General features: G+C 32.4%; 20 protein-coding genes. 3 read left to right on the forward strand and 17 right to left on the reverse strand.

All coding sequences use genetic code 11. The features are described from left to right. Positions 1–10: 10 nt before the first annotated feature. The 15 genes from rpsP to IKZ35_03325 all read right to left on the reverse strand — a co-directional run bounded on the left by rpsP (position 11) and on the right by IKZ35_03325 (position 11,731). The gene (gene rpsP / locus IKZ35_03255) at positions 11–253 is read right to left on the reverse strand and encodes a 30S ribosomal protein S16 (GenBank protein MBR4892980.1); all 243 of its coding nucleotides are present in this window, start codon (positions 251–253) and stop codon (positions 11–13) included. A 42-nt stretch (positions 254–295) separates the two neighbouring features. Next, positions 296–1,621: a signal recognition particle protein gene (gene ffh, locus IKZ35_03260; protein ID MBR4892981.1), complete on the reverse strand. Its 1,326-nt coding sequence runs from the start codon at positions 1,619–1,621 to the stop codon at positions 296–298. 21 nt (positions 1,622–1,642) lie between these two features. Continuing rightward, a complete protein-coding gene (locus IKZ35_03265; protein MBR4892982.1) occupies positions 1,643–2,005 on the reverse strand; it encodes a DNA-binding protein in 363 nt (120 codons plus the stop codon). 181 nt (positions 2,006–2,186) lie between these two features. Next, on the reverse strand, positions 2,187–2,720 hold the full coding sequence (gene raiA, locus IKZ35_03270) for a ribosome-associated translation inhibitor RaiA (GenBank protein MBR4892983.1): 534 nt from the start codon (positions 2,718–2,720) through the stop codon (positions 2,187–2,189). Positions 2,721–2,992: 272 nt separating this feature from the next. After that, positions 2,993–4,216 carry a U32 family peptidase gene (locus tag IKZ35_03275; GenBank protein MBR4892984.1) on the reverse strand — a complete coding sequence of 408 codons (1,224 nt, stop codon included), beginning with the start codon at positions 4,214–4,216 and terminating at the stop codon, positions 2,993–2,995. A 19-nt stretch (positions 4,217–4,235) separates the two neighbouring features. Then, on the reverse strand, positions 4,236–4,880 hold the full coding sequence (locus IKZ35_03280; protein ID MBR4892985.1) for an O-methyltransferase: 645 nt from the start codon (positions 4,878–4,880) through the stop codon (positions 4,236–4,238). 9 nt (positions 4,881–4,889) lie between these two features. Beyond that, on the reverse strand, positions 4,890–5,909 hold the full coding sequence (gene mltG, locus IKZ35_03285; protein MBR4892986.1) for an endolytic transglycosylase MltG: 1,020 nt from the start codon (positions 5,907–5,909) through the stop codon (positions 4,890–4,892). After that, positions 5,903–6,859: a CPBP family intramembrane metalloprotease gene (locus IKZ35_03290; protein MBR4892987.1), complete on the reverse strand. Its 957-nt coding sequence runs from the start codon at positions 6,857–6,859 to the stop codon at positions 5,903–5,905. The genes mltG and IKZ35_03290 overlap by 7 nt, the downstream gene beginning before the upstream one ends. Continuing rightward, a complete protein-coding gene (locus IKZ35_03295) occupies positions 6,856–7,380 on the reverse strand; it encodes a 5-formyltetrahydrofolate cyclo-ligase (protein MBR4892988.1) in 525 nt (174 codons plus the stop codon). Before IKZ35_03295 ends, IKZ35_03290 begins: the two co-directional genes overlap by 4 nt. A 1-nt stretch (position 7,381) precedes the next feature. After that, complete coding sequence (locus IKZ35_03300) at positions 7,382–7,918, reverse strand: DJ-1/PfpI family protein (GenBank protein MBR4892989.1); 537 nt, start codon at positions 7,916–7,918, stop codon at positions 7,382–7,384. A 9-nt stretch (positions 7,919–7,927) separates the two neighbouring features. Continuing rightward, positions 7,928–8,728 (reverse strand): GNAT family N-acetyltransferase, encoded by an 801-nt coding sequence (locus tag IKZ35_03305; GenBank protein ID MBR4892990.1) that lies wholly within the window; start codon positions 8,726–8,728, stop codon positions 7,928–7,930. Beyond that, positions 8,715–9,584: a DUF2156 domain-containing protein gene (locus IKZ35_03310; protein ID MBR4892991.1), complete on the reverse strand. Its 870-nt coding sequence runs from the start codon at positions 9,582–9,584 to the stop codon at positions 8,715–8,717. The genes IKZ35_03305 and IKZ35_03310 overlap by 14 nt, the downstream gene beginning before the upstream one ends. Then, positions 9,574–10,245: a thymidylate kinase gene (locus IKZ35_03315; GenBank protein MBR4892992.1), complete on the reverse strand. Its 672-nt coding sequence runs from the start codon at positions 10,243–10,245 to the stop codon at positions 9,574–9,576. The genes IKZ35_03310 and IKZ35_03315 overlap by 11 nt, the downstream gene beginning before the upstream one ends. After that, entirely contained in the window at positions 10,245–11,006 is a 762-nt protein-coding gene (locus IKZ35_03320) for an FAD-dependent thymidylate synthase (GenBank protein MBR4892993.1), read from the reverse strand. The genes IKZ35_03315 and IKZ35_03320 overlap by 1 nt, the downstream gene beginning before the upstream one ends. Further along, positions 11,006–11,731, reverse strand: a complete 726-nt coding sequence (locus IKZ35_03325; GenBank protein MBR4892994.1) for a WecB/TagA/CpsF family glycosyltransferase — start codon at positions 11,729–11,731, stop codon at positions 11,006–11,008. The genes IKZ35_03320 and IKZ35_03325 overlap by 1 nt, the downstream gene beginning before the upstream one ends. A 147-nt stretch (positions 11,732–11,878) precedes the next feature. Between IKZ35_03325 and IKZ35_03330 the strand changes: the two genes are divergently transcribed. The 3 genes from IKZ35_03330 (at position 11,879) to yajC (ending at position 14,199) form a co-directional block, all read left to right on the forward strand. Next, the gene (locus IKZ35_03330) at positions 11,879–12,823 is read left to right on the forward strand and encodes a Gfo/Idh/MocA family oxidoreductase (protein ID MBR4892995.1); all 945 of its coding nucleotides are present in this window, start codon (positions 11,879–11,881) and stop codon (positions 12,821–12,823) included. Between the two features lie 18 nt (positions 12,824–12,841). Further along, positions 12,842–13,834, forward strand: coding sequence for a hydroxyacid dehydrogenase (locus tag IKZ35_03335; protein MBR4892996.1), 993 nt, complete (start codon positions 12,842–12,844; stop codon positions 13,832–13,834). Between the two features lie 107 nt (positions 13,835–13,941). After that, on the forward strand, positions 13,942–14,199 hold the full coding sequence (yajC, locus tag IKZ35_03340) for a preprotein translocase subunit YajC (GenBank protein ID MBR4892997.1): 258 nt from the start codon (positions 13,942–13,944) through the stop codon (positions 14,197–14,199). Positions 14,200–14,376: 177 nt separating this feature from the next. On the opposite strand, the gene pyrE is transcribed toward yajC, so the two are convergent. Then, a complete protein-coding gene (pyrE, locus tag IKZ35_03345) occupies positions 14,377–14,958 on the reverse strand; it encodes an orotate phosphoribosyltransferase (protein MBR4892998.1) in 582 nt (193 codons plus the stop codon). Between the two features lie 18 nt (positions 14,959–14,976). Further along, complete coding sequence (locus tag IKZ35_03350) at positions 14,977–16,380, reverse strand: peptidoglycan-binding protein (protein MBR4892999.1); 1,404 nt, start codon at positions 16,378–16,380, stop codon at positions 14,977–14,979. Positions 16,381–16,396 lie beyond the last annotated feature (16 nt).

Consider the following 16,396-nt stretch of genomic DNA (forward strand, 5'->3'; position numbering starts at 1 on the left):
AACTTCACCCTTAAATTATGTTGTTCTTTTTAAGTAAATCTCTAACAGTATCTGTAGGCTGAGCACCGTTTGCAATCCATTTCTTTGCTTTTTCAGCATCTACTTTGAATTCTTTTTCCTTTGTTAAAGGATTGTATGTGCCGATTTCTTCGATAAATCTACCGTCTCTTGGTGATCTTGAATCTGCTACTACTACTCTGTAAAAAGGTGTTTTCTTAGCACCCATTCTTTTTAATCTGATTTTAACTGCCATGTTAAATTCCTCCATTTTTTTATTTATTTATTTTTTTATTAACTAAAACATACCTCGAAAATGCTTTGGAAGTTTTTTACCTGAAAACTGCTTCATCATTTTCTTCATTTGCTCAAATTGTTTTAAAAGAGCATTTACTTCGGGAACGGAAGTTCCGCTTCCTTTTGCAATTCTTTCTTTTCTTGAAAGATTTATAATTGACGGATTTTCTCTTTCCTTTAATGTCATAGAAAGGATAATCGCTTTTGTTTTATCAAACTGATTTTCAGGAATTTTTACTCCTGCAAGTGCTTTTTTATTAACACCCGGAAGCATTCCTAAAATATTTTCAATAGGCCCTAAATTCTTTATCTGATCTATCTGGTCAAGAAAATCTGTGAAAGTGAAAGTTTTGGTTTTCATTTTCTTTTCAAGTTCCTGGGCTTTTTTTAAGTCGAATGCTTCTTCTGCTTTTTCAATAAGAGTAAGAACATCGCCCATTCCTAAAATTCTTGACGCCATTCTGTCTGGGTAAAAAGGCTCAAGTTCGTTAAGTTTTTCTCCCATACCGACATATTTAACACTTTTGCCTGTAATCGCTTTAACTGAAAGAACGCTACCGCCTCTGGCATCACCGTCAAGTTTGGTAACAATTATGCCTGTAATATCAAGCCTTTCGTCAAACTTAGTTGCAAAATTAAGCGCATCCTGACCTGTCATAGCATCTATAACAAGCAAAATCTCGGTAGGTTTAACACTTTCCTTTATGGCTTCTAACTCTGCCATTAAATCCTCGTCAATATGAAGACGCCCTGCTGTATCAATAATTACAACATCATTTAAATCTCTTTTTGCTTTTTCTATTGCATTTTTTGCTATTTTAACAGGCTCTTTTGAATCTTCCTCGTAATATACGGGAACATTAAATGATGAGCCTACTGTGATAAGTTGTTTAACTGCTGCAGGACGGTAAACATCACAGGCTACAAGCATTGGGCGTTTACCCTGTTTTTTAAGTATGCCTGAAAGTTTTGCGCAGGTAGTGGTTTTACCTGTACCCTGAAGACCGACAAGCATTATAACCGTAGGCGGACTGTCTGAAAACTTTATTTTCTCGTTTTCTCCCCCCATAAGAGCACATAACTCTTCATTAACGATTTTTATAACCTGCTGACCGGGAGTAAGACTTTCTAAAACCTGCTCTCCGACTGCTTTTTCACTTACTGATTTAACAAAATCTTTTGCAACTTTAAAGTTAACATCTGCTTCCAAGAGTGCAACTCTTATTTCACGCATTGCAACCTTAACATCATCCTCGGAAAGTTTACCCTTTTTTCTTAAATTTTTAAATATATCGGATAATCTGTCTTTTAAATTATCAAATGCCACTATATCTCACATCCTTTATAATCAAAAATCAAGTTCCAAAATAGTATCGGCAATTTCTTTTATAAGGTTACTGATATGACTGTTTTTTACTTCTTTATTATTAAGAGTGTCAATCTCTTCTAAAATTACCCCTATTTTTTCTAATTTTATACGGTTTGCAAGAAACTTTTCGCTAAGTTTAAGTTTTTCTTCACTCTCTAAAATACTTTGCTCTGCTCTTTTTATTGCATCTCTTACTCCCTGACGGGTAATATTTAACTGCTCACTGATTTCTTTAAGAGAATAATCCTGATTATAATAATAATCCATCACTTCATATTGCTTTTCGGTGATAATCTCTCCGTATATATCAAGAAGAACACACATTTTTAAATCTTTTGCCAAGAAACTCACCTCTTATTTCGGCAATGTAAAGTACTTTGCCTTTACAACCTAAGTTATTATATTACACCAGTCTTAGTTTGTCAATACTTTTTAGGTAAAAAAATTTGATTTTTCTTTTTTAAAAAGTAACAAAAAAGCAGAGGGCAAAAACCCTCTGCATATATTAAAAAATTCTTATTATCTATTTAGTTTCTATTAAACCGTAATCTCCGTCTTTTCTTTTATACACTATATCGGTAAGACCTGATTCTGCATTTTTAAAGATAAAGAACTGGTGGTTAAGAAGATTCATCTGAAGTATTGCCTCTTCTACAAACATTGGTTTAACGGAAATTGTTTTAGTTTTTATAATATTGAAATCTTCTTCGGAGTACTCATCCTGAAAATCATATGGCTCCCAGTCGATTGCTTCAATTTTCTTTCCTTTAAAACGTTTTTCCAGTTTTGTTTTATATTTTCTTATCTGTTTCTTTAAATTTTCAATACATTCGTCAAAAGATTCATACATATCTCTTGTAGACTGCTCTACTCTAAAGATAGTATCTTTTGTGTGAATAGTTATTTCAACTATTTCTCTTTCTTTTTCCTTAATCAAAACAACCTGGGCTTCTGAATTGTCTTCGAAAAAATTATCGAACTTAGAAAGTTTCTTTTCCATTTTTTCTTTCATTTTTTCGGTTGCGTTGTATTTTTTTTCGATTATTTTGATTTTCATAATAAGTCCTCCAATGTTACAAAATATTTGTAATATGCCTTTTAAATAATATATATTAAAGGCATATTATAATTCCTTAAAGGAATGTGAGGCACTTATATATAGCGAAAAATGCACCGTTTTATCCGCATATATATACATACCTTTAAACTCTTTTTCTTCTAAGTCTTGCGGTCTCAACGGTAACACCTCTTTTCGTTGCTTTCTATATTATAATTTCGACAAATTAAAAAAATATCCTTTTTATCAAAGGATATTTTTTTAGCATTACTTTAAAGTAATTTTTCTTTTCTTACAAACGAACCAGGTTTAATTTCTATATCACAAGGAATTCTTACTTTATTCATTGGATGAGGAGCAATATCTATTTCTTCATTATCTTCATTTATAATTTTTGTTGCCTTTAATTTTAAACACGGTTGGTCAGGCATTAAAATTTCAAGTTCGTCGTCTTTAAAAAATCTGTTTCTTTGCTCTATTACCACTTCTTTTGTATCTTTTAAATACTCGGTTACAGTGCCTATAAGTTCATAACTTCTTACATATGAATTAGTTGTATAAACCTGTGCTGTGTTATCAGGTTTTCCAAAATAAAAACCTGTGGTATATTGTCTGTGGCTTATTTTTTTAAGTTCGTCTTCTAATTCCTTATTGAACGGTTTATTGTTAAAATAATCGTCTATGGCGTCTCTATATGCTTTTACAACCGTTGCAACATAATATTCGCTCTTAACTCTTCCCTCTATTTTAAAACTTGAAACTCCTGCTTTTACAAGTTTATCAATATGCTCTATCATACATATATCTTTTGAATTAAAGATAAATGTTCCTCTCTCATCCTCATAAACTGGAAGATATTGTCCCGGGCGTTTTTCTTCCATAAGATGATACTTCCATCTGCAAGACTGAGCGCAGTCCCCCTCGTTTGAGTTTCTGCCTGTCATATAGTTAGATAAAAGGCATCTTCCTGAATAGGATATGCACATCGCTCCATGCACAAAACATTCTATTTCAAGGTCAGGGTTATTATCTTTTATTTCCTTTATTTCTTCTAATGACAGTTCCCTTGCAAGAACAACTCTTGTTGCACCAAGCGCTTCTTTATAAAACTTAACTGTTTCGTAATTGGTTATACTTGCCTGAGTGCTTACATGAAGATTTAAAGACGGTGCATATTTTTTAATAGTATTCATAATACCTAAATCGGCAACTATTACTCCGTCAACCTTTAACTCTTCAAGTTGCTTTAAATATTCTGTGAGATTATATAAATCTTTGTTATGGGCAATTATATTTAATGCAACATACACCTTCTTACCTCTTGTATGCGCGTACTCTATTCCCTCTTTCATTTCATCATAAGAAAAATTATCTGACGCAACTCTTAAGGAAAAGGCTTTTCCGCCTATATATACTGCGTCTGCTCCATAGTCAATGGCTGTTTTTAATTTTATTAAATCTCCGGCGGGTGCCAGAAGTTCAGGTTTTTTACACATTTTTATCACCTTTTTAAAATCACTTTTTTATACTTATTGCAACTCCGTCGCCCATTGGGATAAACGAAGTATCAAAATCTTTATCTTCTGATAACATTTTATTAAAATCCATAAGGTCGTTAACTATTCCTCTTTTATTTTTCTGGACAATACTTTCGTTTGCAACCATTCCTTTAAAGAGGATATTATCACTCATTAAAACTCCGCCTGTTTTTACAAGTTTTTTTACAGGTAAGTAATAGTCGGTATACTGCCCTTTTGCCGCATCCATAAAAATAAAGTCATATGATGTTTCAAGATACGGAAGAACATTTCTTGCATCGTCTAATATTAAATTTATCCTGTCGCTGTACCCTGCTTTTTTAATATTTTTATATGCCAAATCAAACATTTCTTCGTCAATTTCAATAGTTGTGATTTTTGCGTCAGGAAGGATATTTGCAAAGGTTATTGCAGAATAGCCGATGGCTGTTCCTACCTCCAAGATTTTTTCAGGTTTTAGAATTTTTAAAAACACTTCTAAAAATCTTCGTGTGTCCTTGGTTATTATAGGCACATGATTATAATAGGCAAAAATCTCTAATTTTTGCATAAACTCACTGGTAGGAGGAGTTAAATCTTCTATATACTTTTTTATATAATCGTAGTTAATAAGATTTTCCATTATTTACTCCTAATTTACATATACATTTTTAACTTTGTTATGCTCGTCTAAAGTTTTGGAAAAATAAAGTTTCCCGTTTTCGTCATTTAAAAAATAAAGATAGTCTGTGTTATTCGGGTTAATTGCCGCATCTATTGCTCTTTCTCCAGGGGAGGATATAGGGCCTATCGGAAGACCTGGGTTTATATAGGTATTATACGGTGAATCAATTTTAGTGTCGGCAACCGATAAAACTGCTTTTCTGTCTTTTAAGATATACTGCACGGTAGCACATGACTGAAGACGGTTAAGATAATCGGTTCTTTTTAGTCTGTTATGAAAAACGGAGGAAATATTATAAAAATCTTCGTTTGATTTTCCCTCTCTTTCAATTATTGATGCTAATGTTATTATTTCATAAACAGAATATCCCGAATTGTTATTTTCATATTTTTCATAAATTTCTAAAAATCTTTGAAGCATTGTTTTAATTATTAAAACTTCGTCTGTTCCTTCTTTTGCAAAAATATAGGTGTCAGGAAATAAAAAGCCTTCCAGTCTGTTTTTTTTGTTTTTTATTTCGCTTTTATATTTAAAGTCAAAGTCATAAGTGTCTGCAACTTTTAAAAACTTTTCTTTATCACATAAGCCTTTTTCTTCAAGAAGTGCTGCAATTTCCCTTAATTCAAAACCCTCAGGGATAGTTACGCTGACTGTTCCATATTGAGGCTCGTTTGATAAAATCTTTATAATGTTTTCATAACTTAAGTTTTTACCAAAAGTATATTTTCCTGCTTTTATGTTATTTATTTTATCGCTGTGAAAAACTTTGGCATAACCTTTAAAAAGAGTTTTAGAAAAAATCATATCTTCTTCTTTTAGTGTAGATAAAACATCCGAAAAAGTTTCTCCGCTTTTAACTTCTATCACGCAACCGTCATTTTTAGTAAAAACTCCGTTTATTTCTAAAACAACAAGTAAAGACAAAGCAAGGATAAGTGATATAAAAACACCAAGTATTCTAAAAAGTTTCTTACCTTTTACTACCATAAGTTACTTCCTCCAAGATAGATAAAGAGCGCTATTATAATATAAACATACACTGTTGAAAACAGTTTGGATAAAGCCATAGGAAGATTATTTTCCTTAACACTATGCTCAATAATTTTAATACTGCTCTCTTCGTTTATTTTAACAACACTTTCTACCTTTTTTTCGTATTTTTCCATATCCTTATAAGGAAGATACTCTGCCCTGTCTCTTACAACTGTCAAAAGATAGATAATAAGAGGAATTGCCACAATAAAGAGTGCAGGTAACCAATCGTTATATAAATCGGTTAATACATTTGATTTTAGTATGTAAGAAGAGGATAGGGACACAAAATTTACCATAAAGTGAATAATCATTGAATAGACTATTCTGTTGGTTTTAGATACGGTATATGCACATATTGCTCCTATTAAAAAGGTTGCAAAGAAATTAGTAAAATCACAATGCATAAGCGCAAATAAGAATGATGATATTAAAATTGCCGCCTTTTTACCGTACTGCCTAAAATAGTTAAATACAACCCCTCTAAACATTACTTCTTCATACACTGCAGGAAGTACACAAACAGCAAAGGTTGCTAATAAAAACATTCCAAAACTGTTAATCGGCAGGTTATATGATGAAATAATCCCTCCGAATTTTTTAACAAGTAAAACTGACGGAATGTTTACAAGAATGGAGGCATACTGACCAAACAAGCCTATAAGTAAGCAAACTGCCATTAACATATTGGGTTTAACACCTGAAAAACAGTCTGTAAAATACCCTCTTTTTTTATCTTTTAGATATAAATAGGCAGGTAAAAATATGCTTAAGGTTGATACTATCATAAGTTCAACATAATAAACAAATGGTATTGATAAAGCGCTGGATAACACTAATTTAACAATCAGCCTTATAAGCAGTTGAATTATCAGTGAAAGCACTAAAATAAAACTCACATTCATATTTTTATCTCCTTGGTCGGTGTGATAATCATATCAAGTTTAACATCAAAAGAATCTGTCGGAATTTTGTCAAATAAAAGTTCGTCAGAAGACAAACCGACAGAGAAAGTTTTATGGGTTTTTAAAAACCTGTCATAATACCCTTTCCCATAGCCTATTCTGTATCCATCCTTTGAAAAGGCAACCCCAGGAACAAGAGTAAAATCAATATTTTTTGTATATTCTATCGGGTTTTTTGGCTCTAAAATAGAAAATCTGCCCTCTTTAACATCACTTAAACTATCTATTTTACAGGCTATCATATTTCCTTTGTCATCAACACAATAAGGTACAAGAACTGTTTTTTCCTTAAGTGCTTTATGAAGTATTCCCATAGTATCAATCTCAAATGGGGTGGAAAGATATATAAACACCGTTTTTGCATTTTTATATTCTTCTAAACCAAATACTTTTAAATCTAAGTTCTGCCTTTTAATTTTCTCTCTTTTTTCAAGGCATTCTTTTCGGAATTTACTCTTCATTTTATTTTGCGAATATTCCTTCCATAATTTTTTCTGCCAACTCTTCGCCTTTAAAATATTTAACTATTTCTCTGCCGAATAAAAAACTTGCACCCATACCTTTTGCAGTAATAATATTACCGTCTCTTACTACCTTTTTATCTAAAATATCTGCTCCTTTTAAGTAAGACTCAAAACCTGGAAAACAGGTTGCACTTTTTCCTTTTAAAAGCCCCATTTCTCCTAAAATATAAGGTGCCGCACATATCGCACAGATTAACTTATTTTCCTTATATGAAAAATTTATAAGTTCTTTTGTTTTTTCACAGTTAAAAAGATTGTCGCTTCCTGGTTGTCCTCCGGGTAAAATTACGCCTGTTAACTTTTCTTTATCGATATCAGAAAATAAAATATCTGTATAAACCTTTATTCCGTGAGTACCTGTTACAACATCTTTATCCCCCACGGTAACTATATCTATATTGCCTCTTTTTATAAAATCATAAGTTGCAAGTGCTTCGGTTTCTTCAAAACCGTCTTTTAAAATCATATAAAGCATAATTCTCTCCTAATTAAGCATTAAATTAACATATTTTTTTGACACCTTTTCTACGGGTAAATCGGTTATACATACACTAAAGGGTTTATCTCCCCATTTTTTATATAAAAACCCCTCGTCTAAATTCTTTTTATTAAGTATTCCTTTTAGTATTTCTTTTGTTCTCTCTTCACTAAAGGAATATTCTACAAGATGTAAAACACCTTCTTCAATAAAATAGATTACATATCCGTCATTAAAAATCATTATGTTTTTATAGCAATCATATATTGCCCCAAAAAACTTTTCGTCTCTTTTTATATAAAGATGGTTTCTAGAATTTTCGTAAAATTTATTTAACGTATTATAATCGTAATCTTTAGTATAAGATGGAAGTGTTACCCTTTCATCCTTTAAAACTTTTTCTTTATCAAGATGGGTAAAAACCTTAAAGCCGCATTTTTTATAAAACTCAAAAAGAGATTCGTTTGCAGGGATAAGATATATTATATCCACATTTTTTATATTCTTTTTAGCATACTCTATAAGTTTTAGGGCATACCCTTTGTTTCTGTATTCTTCCAAGGTTAAAATTCCGCAAAAATATGCACCCTTATATATTTTAGAGTCAATAAAAACATCATTATACTCAACATACAGGGTGGAAACTATCCTGTCTTCTACTCTTAAAACAAAAGTGTTCCCTTCCTTAAATTTATAAGAAAAATACAAATCTATATACGAATCGGTATCTTTAAAGATATCTTTCCATAATTTTTTAAGATAAGGTATTTCACTGCTCTTTGCAGTATCAAATTTAATCTGTTCCATACATTTTCAGTAAAAAGCAAGGCTTATAAGAAAGTTTTGCCTTTCTTAAGCCTTCAGAGCCCATATCTTCCTCTCTGTTTATAAGATTTAAATGCATACATTCGTTTTTAACAAATTCCATAAACATAGTCTGAAATACTCCTTTATACTGAGTATCTCCTTTTTCAAAATGTATTATAAAAGACTCGGTATTAAATTCTTCGCCTAAGGAAAAAGCAACCACCTTAGAATCAACCCTTAAAACCCCGCCTTTTAGGTTAAGAGCATCCATATTTTCAAGGGCAATTTTACAAGCATAAGATTCTGCTTTAAGCCCTGCATCTTCGCTTTCCTTTTTCTCACACCATAAATCAAGAAGTTTTATACATTCTTCTTTTGTTTTTTCATCTATTTTTTCATACTTATAGTTATTTTCTTTTTTGAATCTGTTAACAAAATTTCTTTTAGAATGAAGTTTCTTTCCAGACAGAGTTGCCATATCTAAAACATTGTAATAGTAATTATCACTGCTTCGTTTATGGGAAAAGGAAAATTTCTCAGGATAAAGTTTTTCTATAATATCCACCTGATTTTTAGTTAAATTAGAAATTCTTACCTCTCCTAACGAAAACAATTTATCCATAACTGTTTTTGTAGCGGTTTCATCCGTTTCAGGAAGAAGATAGTATTCATTATTGTTTTTATAACTGTCAAACTTAATTACAATATGCCCTAAAATAAGAGCATATCTAAAATTGACAATATGCTCCCATGTATAAAGGTTTACAAAACTTAAAAACCCTGAATACTGGGGATATTTTTTATAATACTCATCAAAGATAACTTTATCTTCCAAAGTGATTTTTTTAAATTCCATCTGCTATCTTTCTAATTTCCTCCTGAATGTCATCAATAGTTCTTAATTTATTATCCTTTACGCAGTTTATAATATTAAAACCGTAATTTTCGGCAACAAACTTTGCGTTTTCATATGTTTTTTCTAAATACCCTTCGTCTCTTTCGTGGATATCCTTTGCTTCTTCTCCTGAGAATTTATTAAGCCTCTCTTTCATAAGTTCACGACTTATAGAAACAGGAACATCTAAGAAAATTTTAATATCAGGCTGAGGAAGAGAATATAGTCCGTACTCATAATCACAAAGCCAGTTTATAAATTTTTCTTTTTCTTCTTTAGTGTTAAATTTAGACGCCTGATGAATCATATTCGCAGTAACATATCTGTCTAAAACTATAATATAATCTTCTTTATAGAATTTTTCCCATTTGGTTTTATAAGAGGCAAACCTGTCCGCAGCGAAAAAAGTTGATGCAACATAAGGGTTTACATCGTCTGCAGTTTCTCCAAACTCTCCGTTAAGATACATTTTAACAAGTGAAGAAGACGGACTTTCATAATCAGGAAATTCTATTTTTAAAACATTGCCTTTTTTATTTAATAAATACTCATATAAAAGTTTGGTCTGGGTGGCTTTTCCTGAAGCGTCCACACCTTCTATAACAATAAGTTTTCCCATTATTATTCCCCTTTATAAAACTTAATCATTTCCTGCCTTTTCCCGCAACTTTTTGCTCCTTCAGGGCAAGGACCACTCACACATTTAGGTCCGCAGTTTGCAAATACGGTAGGTGCAACCTCTTTAACAAGCCTTAACATTTCGTCTGCCAATGCTTTTATTTCCCACTGCGCTCTTGTACAGCATCTGTGATGGAAGAAATTAAATAAGCTTCTTGCGTTAAATGTTGCCACAATTTTTGTCTCACAAGAGTTAGGAAGAACAAATCTTGCATCTTCTATTGCAGTTTTTTCTGCTATAAGTTTTGCTTCTTTTTCTGTTTTTCCTTCTTTTATAAGGCACTCAAAATGCTCGTTAAAAAGAATTTCGGTAAGTTCATCATAAACTCTCTGGTCATCTTCCATCGCCTTTATGTAAATTTCTTTTGCTTTTTTATTGTTTTCAATATAAGGAGGGGTTACATACGAAAATGAGCCTTCCTTAACATATCTTTGGCTTTTTACAGAATATGAGGCAATTCTGTGCCTTGTTATCTGCGCTAAAAGGCTTCTTGAAACGCCCTCTATTCCAAATGTGAAACTCATATGCTCAAATGGGCTTTCATGGTTCATAGAGGCAAGTCTTTCTAAAAAACTTGCAGTATTTTCGTCATTAAGATTTTCACAAATATCATCAATTCCTGCCGGAGAGTAGCATAGTTTTGCCGCAGCGGCAACAATTTTTTCACAGTCCTTTGTATAGGTAAGTAATTTTACATTAAGCATTATTTATCTCCCTTTCTTGATTTTATTACTGCAAATCCAAATTTAGGAAGTGCCATCATTCTTCCTATTCTTGACGGGTTTTTTAAAAGGCGGTAAAGCCACTCTATGTTAAGTTTTATAAAAATCTCAGGTGCTCTTTTTGCTTCGCCCGAAAACACATCCAAACTTCCGCCAATTCCCATAAGCACTTTTGCTTTAAGTTCTTTTTTATATTCGTTTATCCATTTTTCCTGTTTTGGTGCGCCTAAGCAGACAAACACCACATCAGGCTCTTTTTCATTTATACTGTCAATAATTTTTTTGGAACTTTCAAAATATCCGTTTTCTATACCACAAATATCAATATCAGGATATTTTTTTAAGATGTTTTCCTTTGCTCTTTCTCCCACTCCTTCTTTTCCGCCGAAAAGAAAAAGTTTTAATTTATTTTCGTTTAGATATGGTAAAAGAGCACATGCTATATCATACCCTGCCACTCTCTCATCAATCGGGTTTTTTAAAATTTTTGAAGCATATACAACGCCGATACCGTCTGCAGTGTTCAGGTCTGAATTATTTAATATATTCTTAAACTCTTCGTCATCCTTTGCAAGATATATAATTTCTGAATTAGGCGTAAAAACAGAACAAGCCTTGTCCCCTTTTATAAATTCCTTTATTTTTAAAATAGCCTCTTTAATATTAACCTTATCAATTCTTACTCCTAAAATGTTAATACTATCCATATATATCTCCTTTTCTCATTTTTTAATATCCTGCTTCACTTTATCATAACACAAAAATCAAAAATGTACAACAAAAAGATAAAAAAAACTAAATACAATCAAAAAATATTGTGATAAAATTAAAAAAAATGAAAAAAGGGTGATTTTATGGTAAAAGTTGGTTTAGTTAATTTAGACATTACCCATCCTAAAGCATGGGGCGAAAGAATGGAATATTTTTGCATGGATATTAAATACCATTATCTTTGCAATAAGGGCTTTCGTAAGGCAGACGAGGAAGACTGGTTTGTTAAAAGATACAATCTTGAAGGCAAGGTTAATGAAATTGAAGATATGGTTGATAAAGTTGATATCGGATTTATTCAGTCTTGCAACTGGGATAACCATCTTGACTATGCAATGCCTTTTATCAAAAAAGGAAAGCCTGTATTTATAGACAAACCTATGGTAGGCTCTGTAAAAGACATTAAAAGGGCTAAAGAACTTGTTAAAAATGGTGCAAAAATCATCGGCTGTTCATCAGTAAGATACGCTAAGGAAATAAGAGAATTTTTAGCAAAGCCTGTTGAAGAAAGAGGCGAGATAATTTCCGTATTCGGCACAAGCGGTGTTGATGAATTTAACTACTCTGTTCACATTGTTGAAGCGTTATCAAACATTGTTGGATGTAAAATTGTCAACAATAAATTTGTAGGAAAAACTGAAAAAGATGGTTTTAGCTGCGAAATTTATAATATGGAATTTGAAAACGGTGTTGTCGGTACATATCACGTTGGCTCAGGCATGTGGCGTCCTTTCCACATTGTTATTTTCACTACAAAGGGTACATTCCATATTGATATTGATACTAAAGATATCTATGTTAACTTTATAAGAGAAATATATAAAGAAGTTATGGGTAAACCAAACGAAATTGCAGATATTGATACAATTCTTAACTGCACAGAGGCTATGCTTTGCGGCAAAATTTCCAAAGAAGAGAAAGACGGAGAAAAGATATGGGTTAAAGATTTACCCCAAGATGCTGCTTTTGACGGTAACGCTTTTGAAAAAGAATATGCCGCTAAATCTTTAATAGTTTATAAAGACTAATTACAGGAGGAATAAAGAATGAAAATTACAGTTTTGGTTAATAAAGACAGAAGAGATACAATATTCAGCGAAAAATACTATGAAAGACTTAGAAAACAGGGCGAACTTAAAATTTTTGACAAAGATGATTTTTCCGATATGGACTATGTTCATGACTTTGTTAAAGGAAGTAATGTTATTATTACTTCATGGGCATCCCCTGTTATCTCAAAAGAAATTTTAGATTTATGCCCTGACCTTCAGCTTGTTCTTCACGCTGCAGGTACAATTAAGCCTATTATGTCTGATGAATATCTTGCAAAGAAAATTCCAATCACAAACTCTGCATGTGCTATCGGCGAAGGTGTTGCAGAAACTGCTTTAGGTTTTGCTTTATCTGCATGTAAAGGTTTTTATCAGTTAAACGCCAACACTTCAAAAGGGTTATGGGCTGAAAGCAAAACTTTAATTGTTAAAGACTTCTATGACATTAAAGTTGGGGTTATCAGTGGTGGCTTTGTTGGAAGACATATGGTTAAACTTCTTAAAAACTTCCACGTTGATATTTTAATGTATGACCCTATTCTTACTAAAGAACAGATTGAAGAAATAGGTGCTACAAAAGTTGAACTTAACGAACTTATGTCAGAATGTGATGTTGTATCAATTCATGCACCGTCTATCCCTGCAACAGATAATATGATAAATAAAGATAACTTATCTCTTATGAAAGAGGGCGCTGTTTTAATCAATACTTCCCGTGGTTCTGTTATAAACGAAGCGGACCTTATAGCCGAACTTCACAGACACAGAATTTTTGCTTGTATCGACGTTACAAACCCTGAACCACCTCTTGCAAATAATGAATTAAGATTTATGGATAATGTTGTTCTTACTCCTCATATTGCAGGTACTGTTTCAAACGGTCTTAAGAGAATTGCTCTTCACGTTTGCGAAGAACTTGAAAGATTTGTAAACGGCGAAAAACTAAAAGCAGGAGTTAACTTAGACAACCTTGATAAACTTGCTTAAAATTAGTTTTTAAAAAACACTTGTATAATTGGTAAAATTTGTGTATAATATATACAGTAAATTTTGGGAGGTATCATAATATGGGACAGTTAGGTCAACTTGCTCCAATGATAGGTCTTGTTGTATTCTGGGGTATCATTTTTTACTTTATGTTAATAAGACCTCAGAAGAAAAAAGATAAGATGTTCAAAGAAATGATTGCAAGTATGGAAGTAGGAGATAAGATTACTACAATCGGTGGTTTTCGCGGTAAAATTACTAAAATCAAAGATGATGAAGTAGTTTTCAGTTGCGGTCCTCTTGGCTCTGAATCTCAGTTAACTATTTCCAAACAGGGAATCAGCAAAGTTACAAAAAAAGACTAATTGGAAAACTAAAAAAGTCTGAAACAATAATATTGTTTCAGACTTTATTTTTTTAAGTGATATTCTTTACTTTGTAAAGAGTGATATTTTATTCGTTTCTTAACTGAGAAAGCAATATAACTTGCAAAGCAAATATCACTTACACAGTAAATATCACTCGCCATAAGGCGAATAAAACTATTTTTTTATGTTACGACTTCCAGGTTTAACAACAGGAATTTTTCCTTCTTTACAGATAGGGCAATCTTCAGGCTCAAATGCTTCAACATCAATTTTAATAACTGAAGAGAATGGTACGCCAAAATCTGCGCTTCCGCCGCTTCTGTCAACAATAGAGCCAACCCCTACTACAACGCCGCCCATATCGGTTAAAAGTTTAATAACTTCTTTAACAGAGCCGCCTGTTGTAATAACATCTTCAACAACTAAGATTCTCTGCCCTTCTTTAATTTCAAAGCCACGTCTTAAAGCCATTTCGCCATTTTCTCTTTCAGTAAAGAAATTTGGCACTCCAAGATGTCTTGAAACTTCATAACTCATAATAACTGCTCCCATAGCAGGGCCGACAACAACATCAATATTTTTATCCTTAAACTGCTCTGCAAGGTCTTTGCATAAAACTTCGGAATATTTTGTATTCTTAAATATTTTTGCACACTGTAAGTATCTGTTACTGTGCTTTCCTGATGTTAAAAGAAAATGACCTTCAAGCAACACTTCTGCTTCTTTTAAAATTTCTAAAACTTTTTCTCTTTCCATAATTTAAACCCCTTTATATTATTTTAATAATTCTATTGCATATTTTAACTGGCTGTCCTCAGTAAATTCAGCCTCTGCATACGCTGATAAAAGATATGTCTGAGTGGTTAAATCACATACTCCGTACGGATAAAGATTCTTTTCACTCTGGAATTTTGTAACAGCCGACATTGTATTTTCATCATAAACTGTATCAGGTGTAACTGACAGGTAATTTAAATTATACAGCATTGTTTCAATTTTTTCAACCTCTTCGTTGGTATCCCCGTTTTTAAATTTATAGGTATAACTTAATTTTGGCAGTTGGTCTTCTGAAAGTTTATATTTTTCGTTTTCTACAAAGTGGGTAACCTTTATTCCCTCTTTGTTAATAAACGTTCCGTTTGGTGTGTAATAATTAAGCACGGTTAGTCTTAATGCTCCACCTACTGCAATCGGATAAAGCCCCTGTGCACACGCTTTGCCAAACGTTGTTTTACCAACACTTACAGCGTATCCGTTATCAATAAGGGCACATGCAAAAATTTCTGATGCAGATGCAGTGTATTCATTGGTAAGAAGAACTGTGTTAAAATCATATCCGTCTTTTTGGGACATATAATATTTAATCTCATCATCTTTATCTTTTGTAGATATTATTACCTTATCCTTTTCCATAAAGAGTTCGGCAGTGGCAATTCCTGAATCCATAACACCGCCACCGTTATATCTTAAATCGATAATAAGGTCGTCAATTTTTTTATCCTTTAATTCTTTAAGTACCTTCTCAACTTCTATATGAGTGTTTTCTGTAAAAGAGTTTATAAGTATATAGCCAATACTGTCATCTAAAACAGTATTTGTTACAGACGGAACAAGCACCTTTCTTCTTTGGAGGGTATAGGAAACTATATCTCCGTTTGGTTTTTTAACCTTTAAGTTAACATAAGTTCCTTCCTCGCCTGTAATATAGGAAGAAGCATTTTCTGCTCTTTGACCTGTTATATCCACTCCGTCTGCTTCTATAATTTTATCTCCTCGCTCAATTCCTGCCTCTTTGGCAGATCCACCGTCAAGAAGGGTAACAACCATAAAAGCACCGTCTTCTACAATGGCAGTAACACCTATTCCGTATACTGTTCCTGATATGTCTTTTAAAAACTCATTATATTCTTCTTCAGGGTAGTACACAGAATACTCGTCAACAGTAGATGCTATAGAATTTAAAACTCTGACAAGAGTCTCTTTATCTTCATTTGCTAAGTTCGAAAGTGCTTCTTTAATAATCTGACTATCGCTTTTATCTGTAATACCAAATAAATCTATAAGCTGTAAGGTTATAGCAATACCTCGGTCAGATTCAGTATATCCTTTGGCATTTACGCTGACTCCCGATCCCATTATTAAGACGAATGTTATTATAAATGCTGTAATTCTCTTCATGTGTTCATTCCTCCTA

The sequence above is a fragment of the Clostridia bacterium genome, from assembly GCA_017554615.1.
Classification (GTDB): Bacteria; Bacillota; Clostridia; order UMGS1840; family HGM11507; genus SIG450.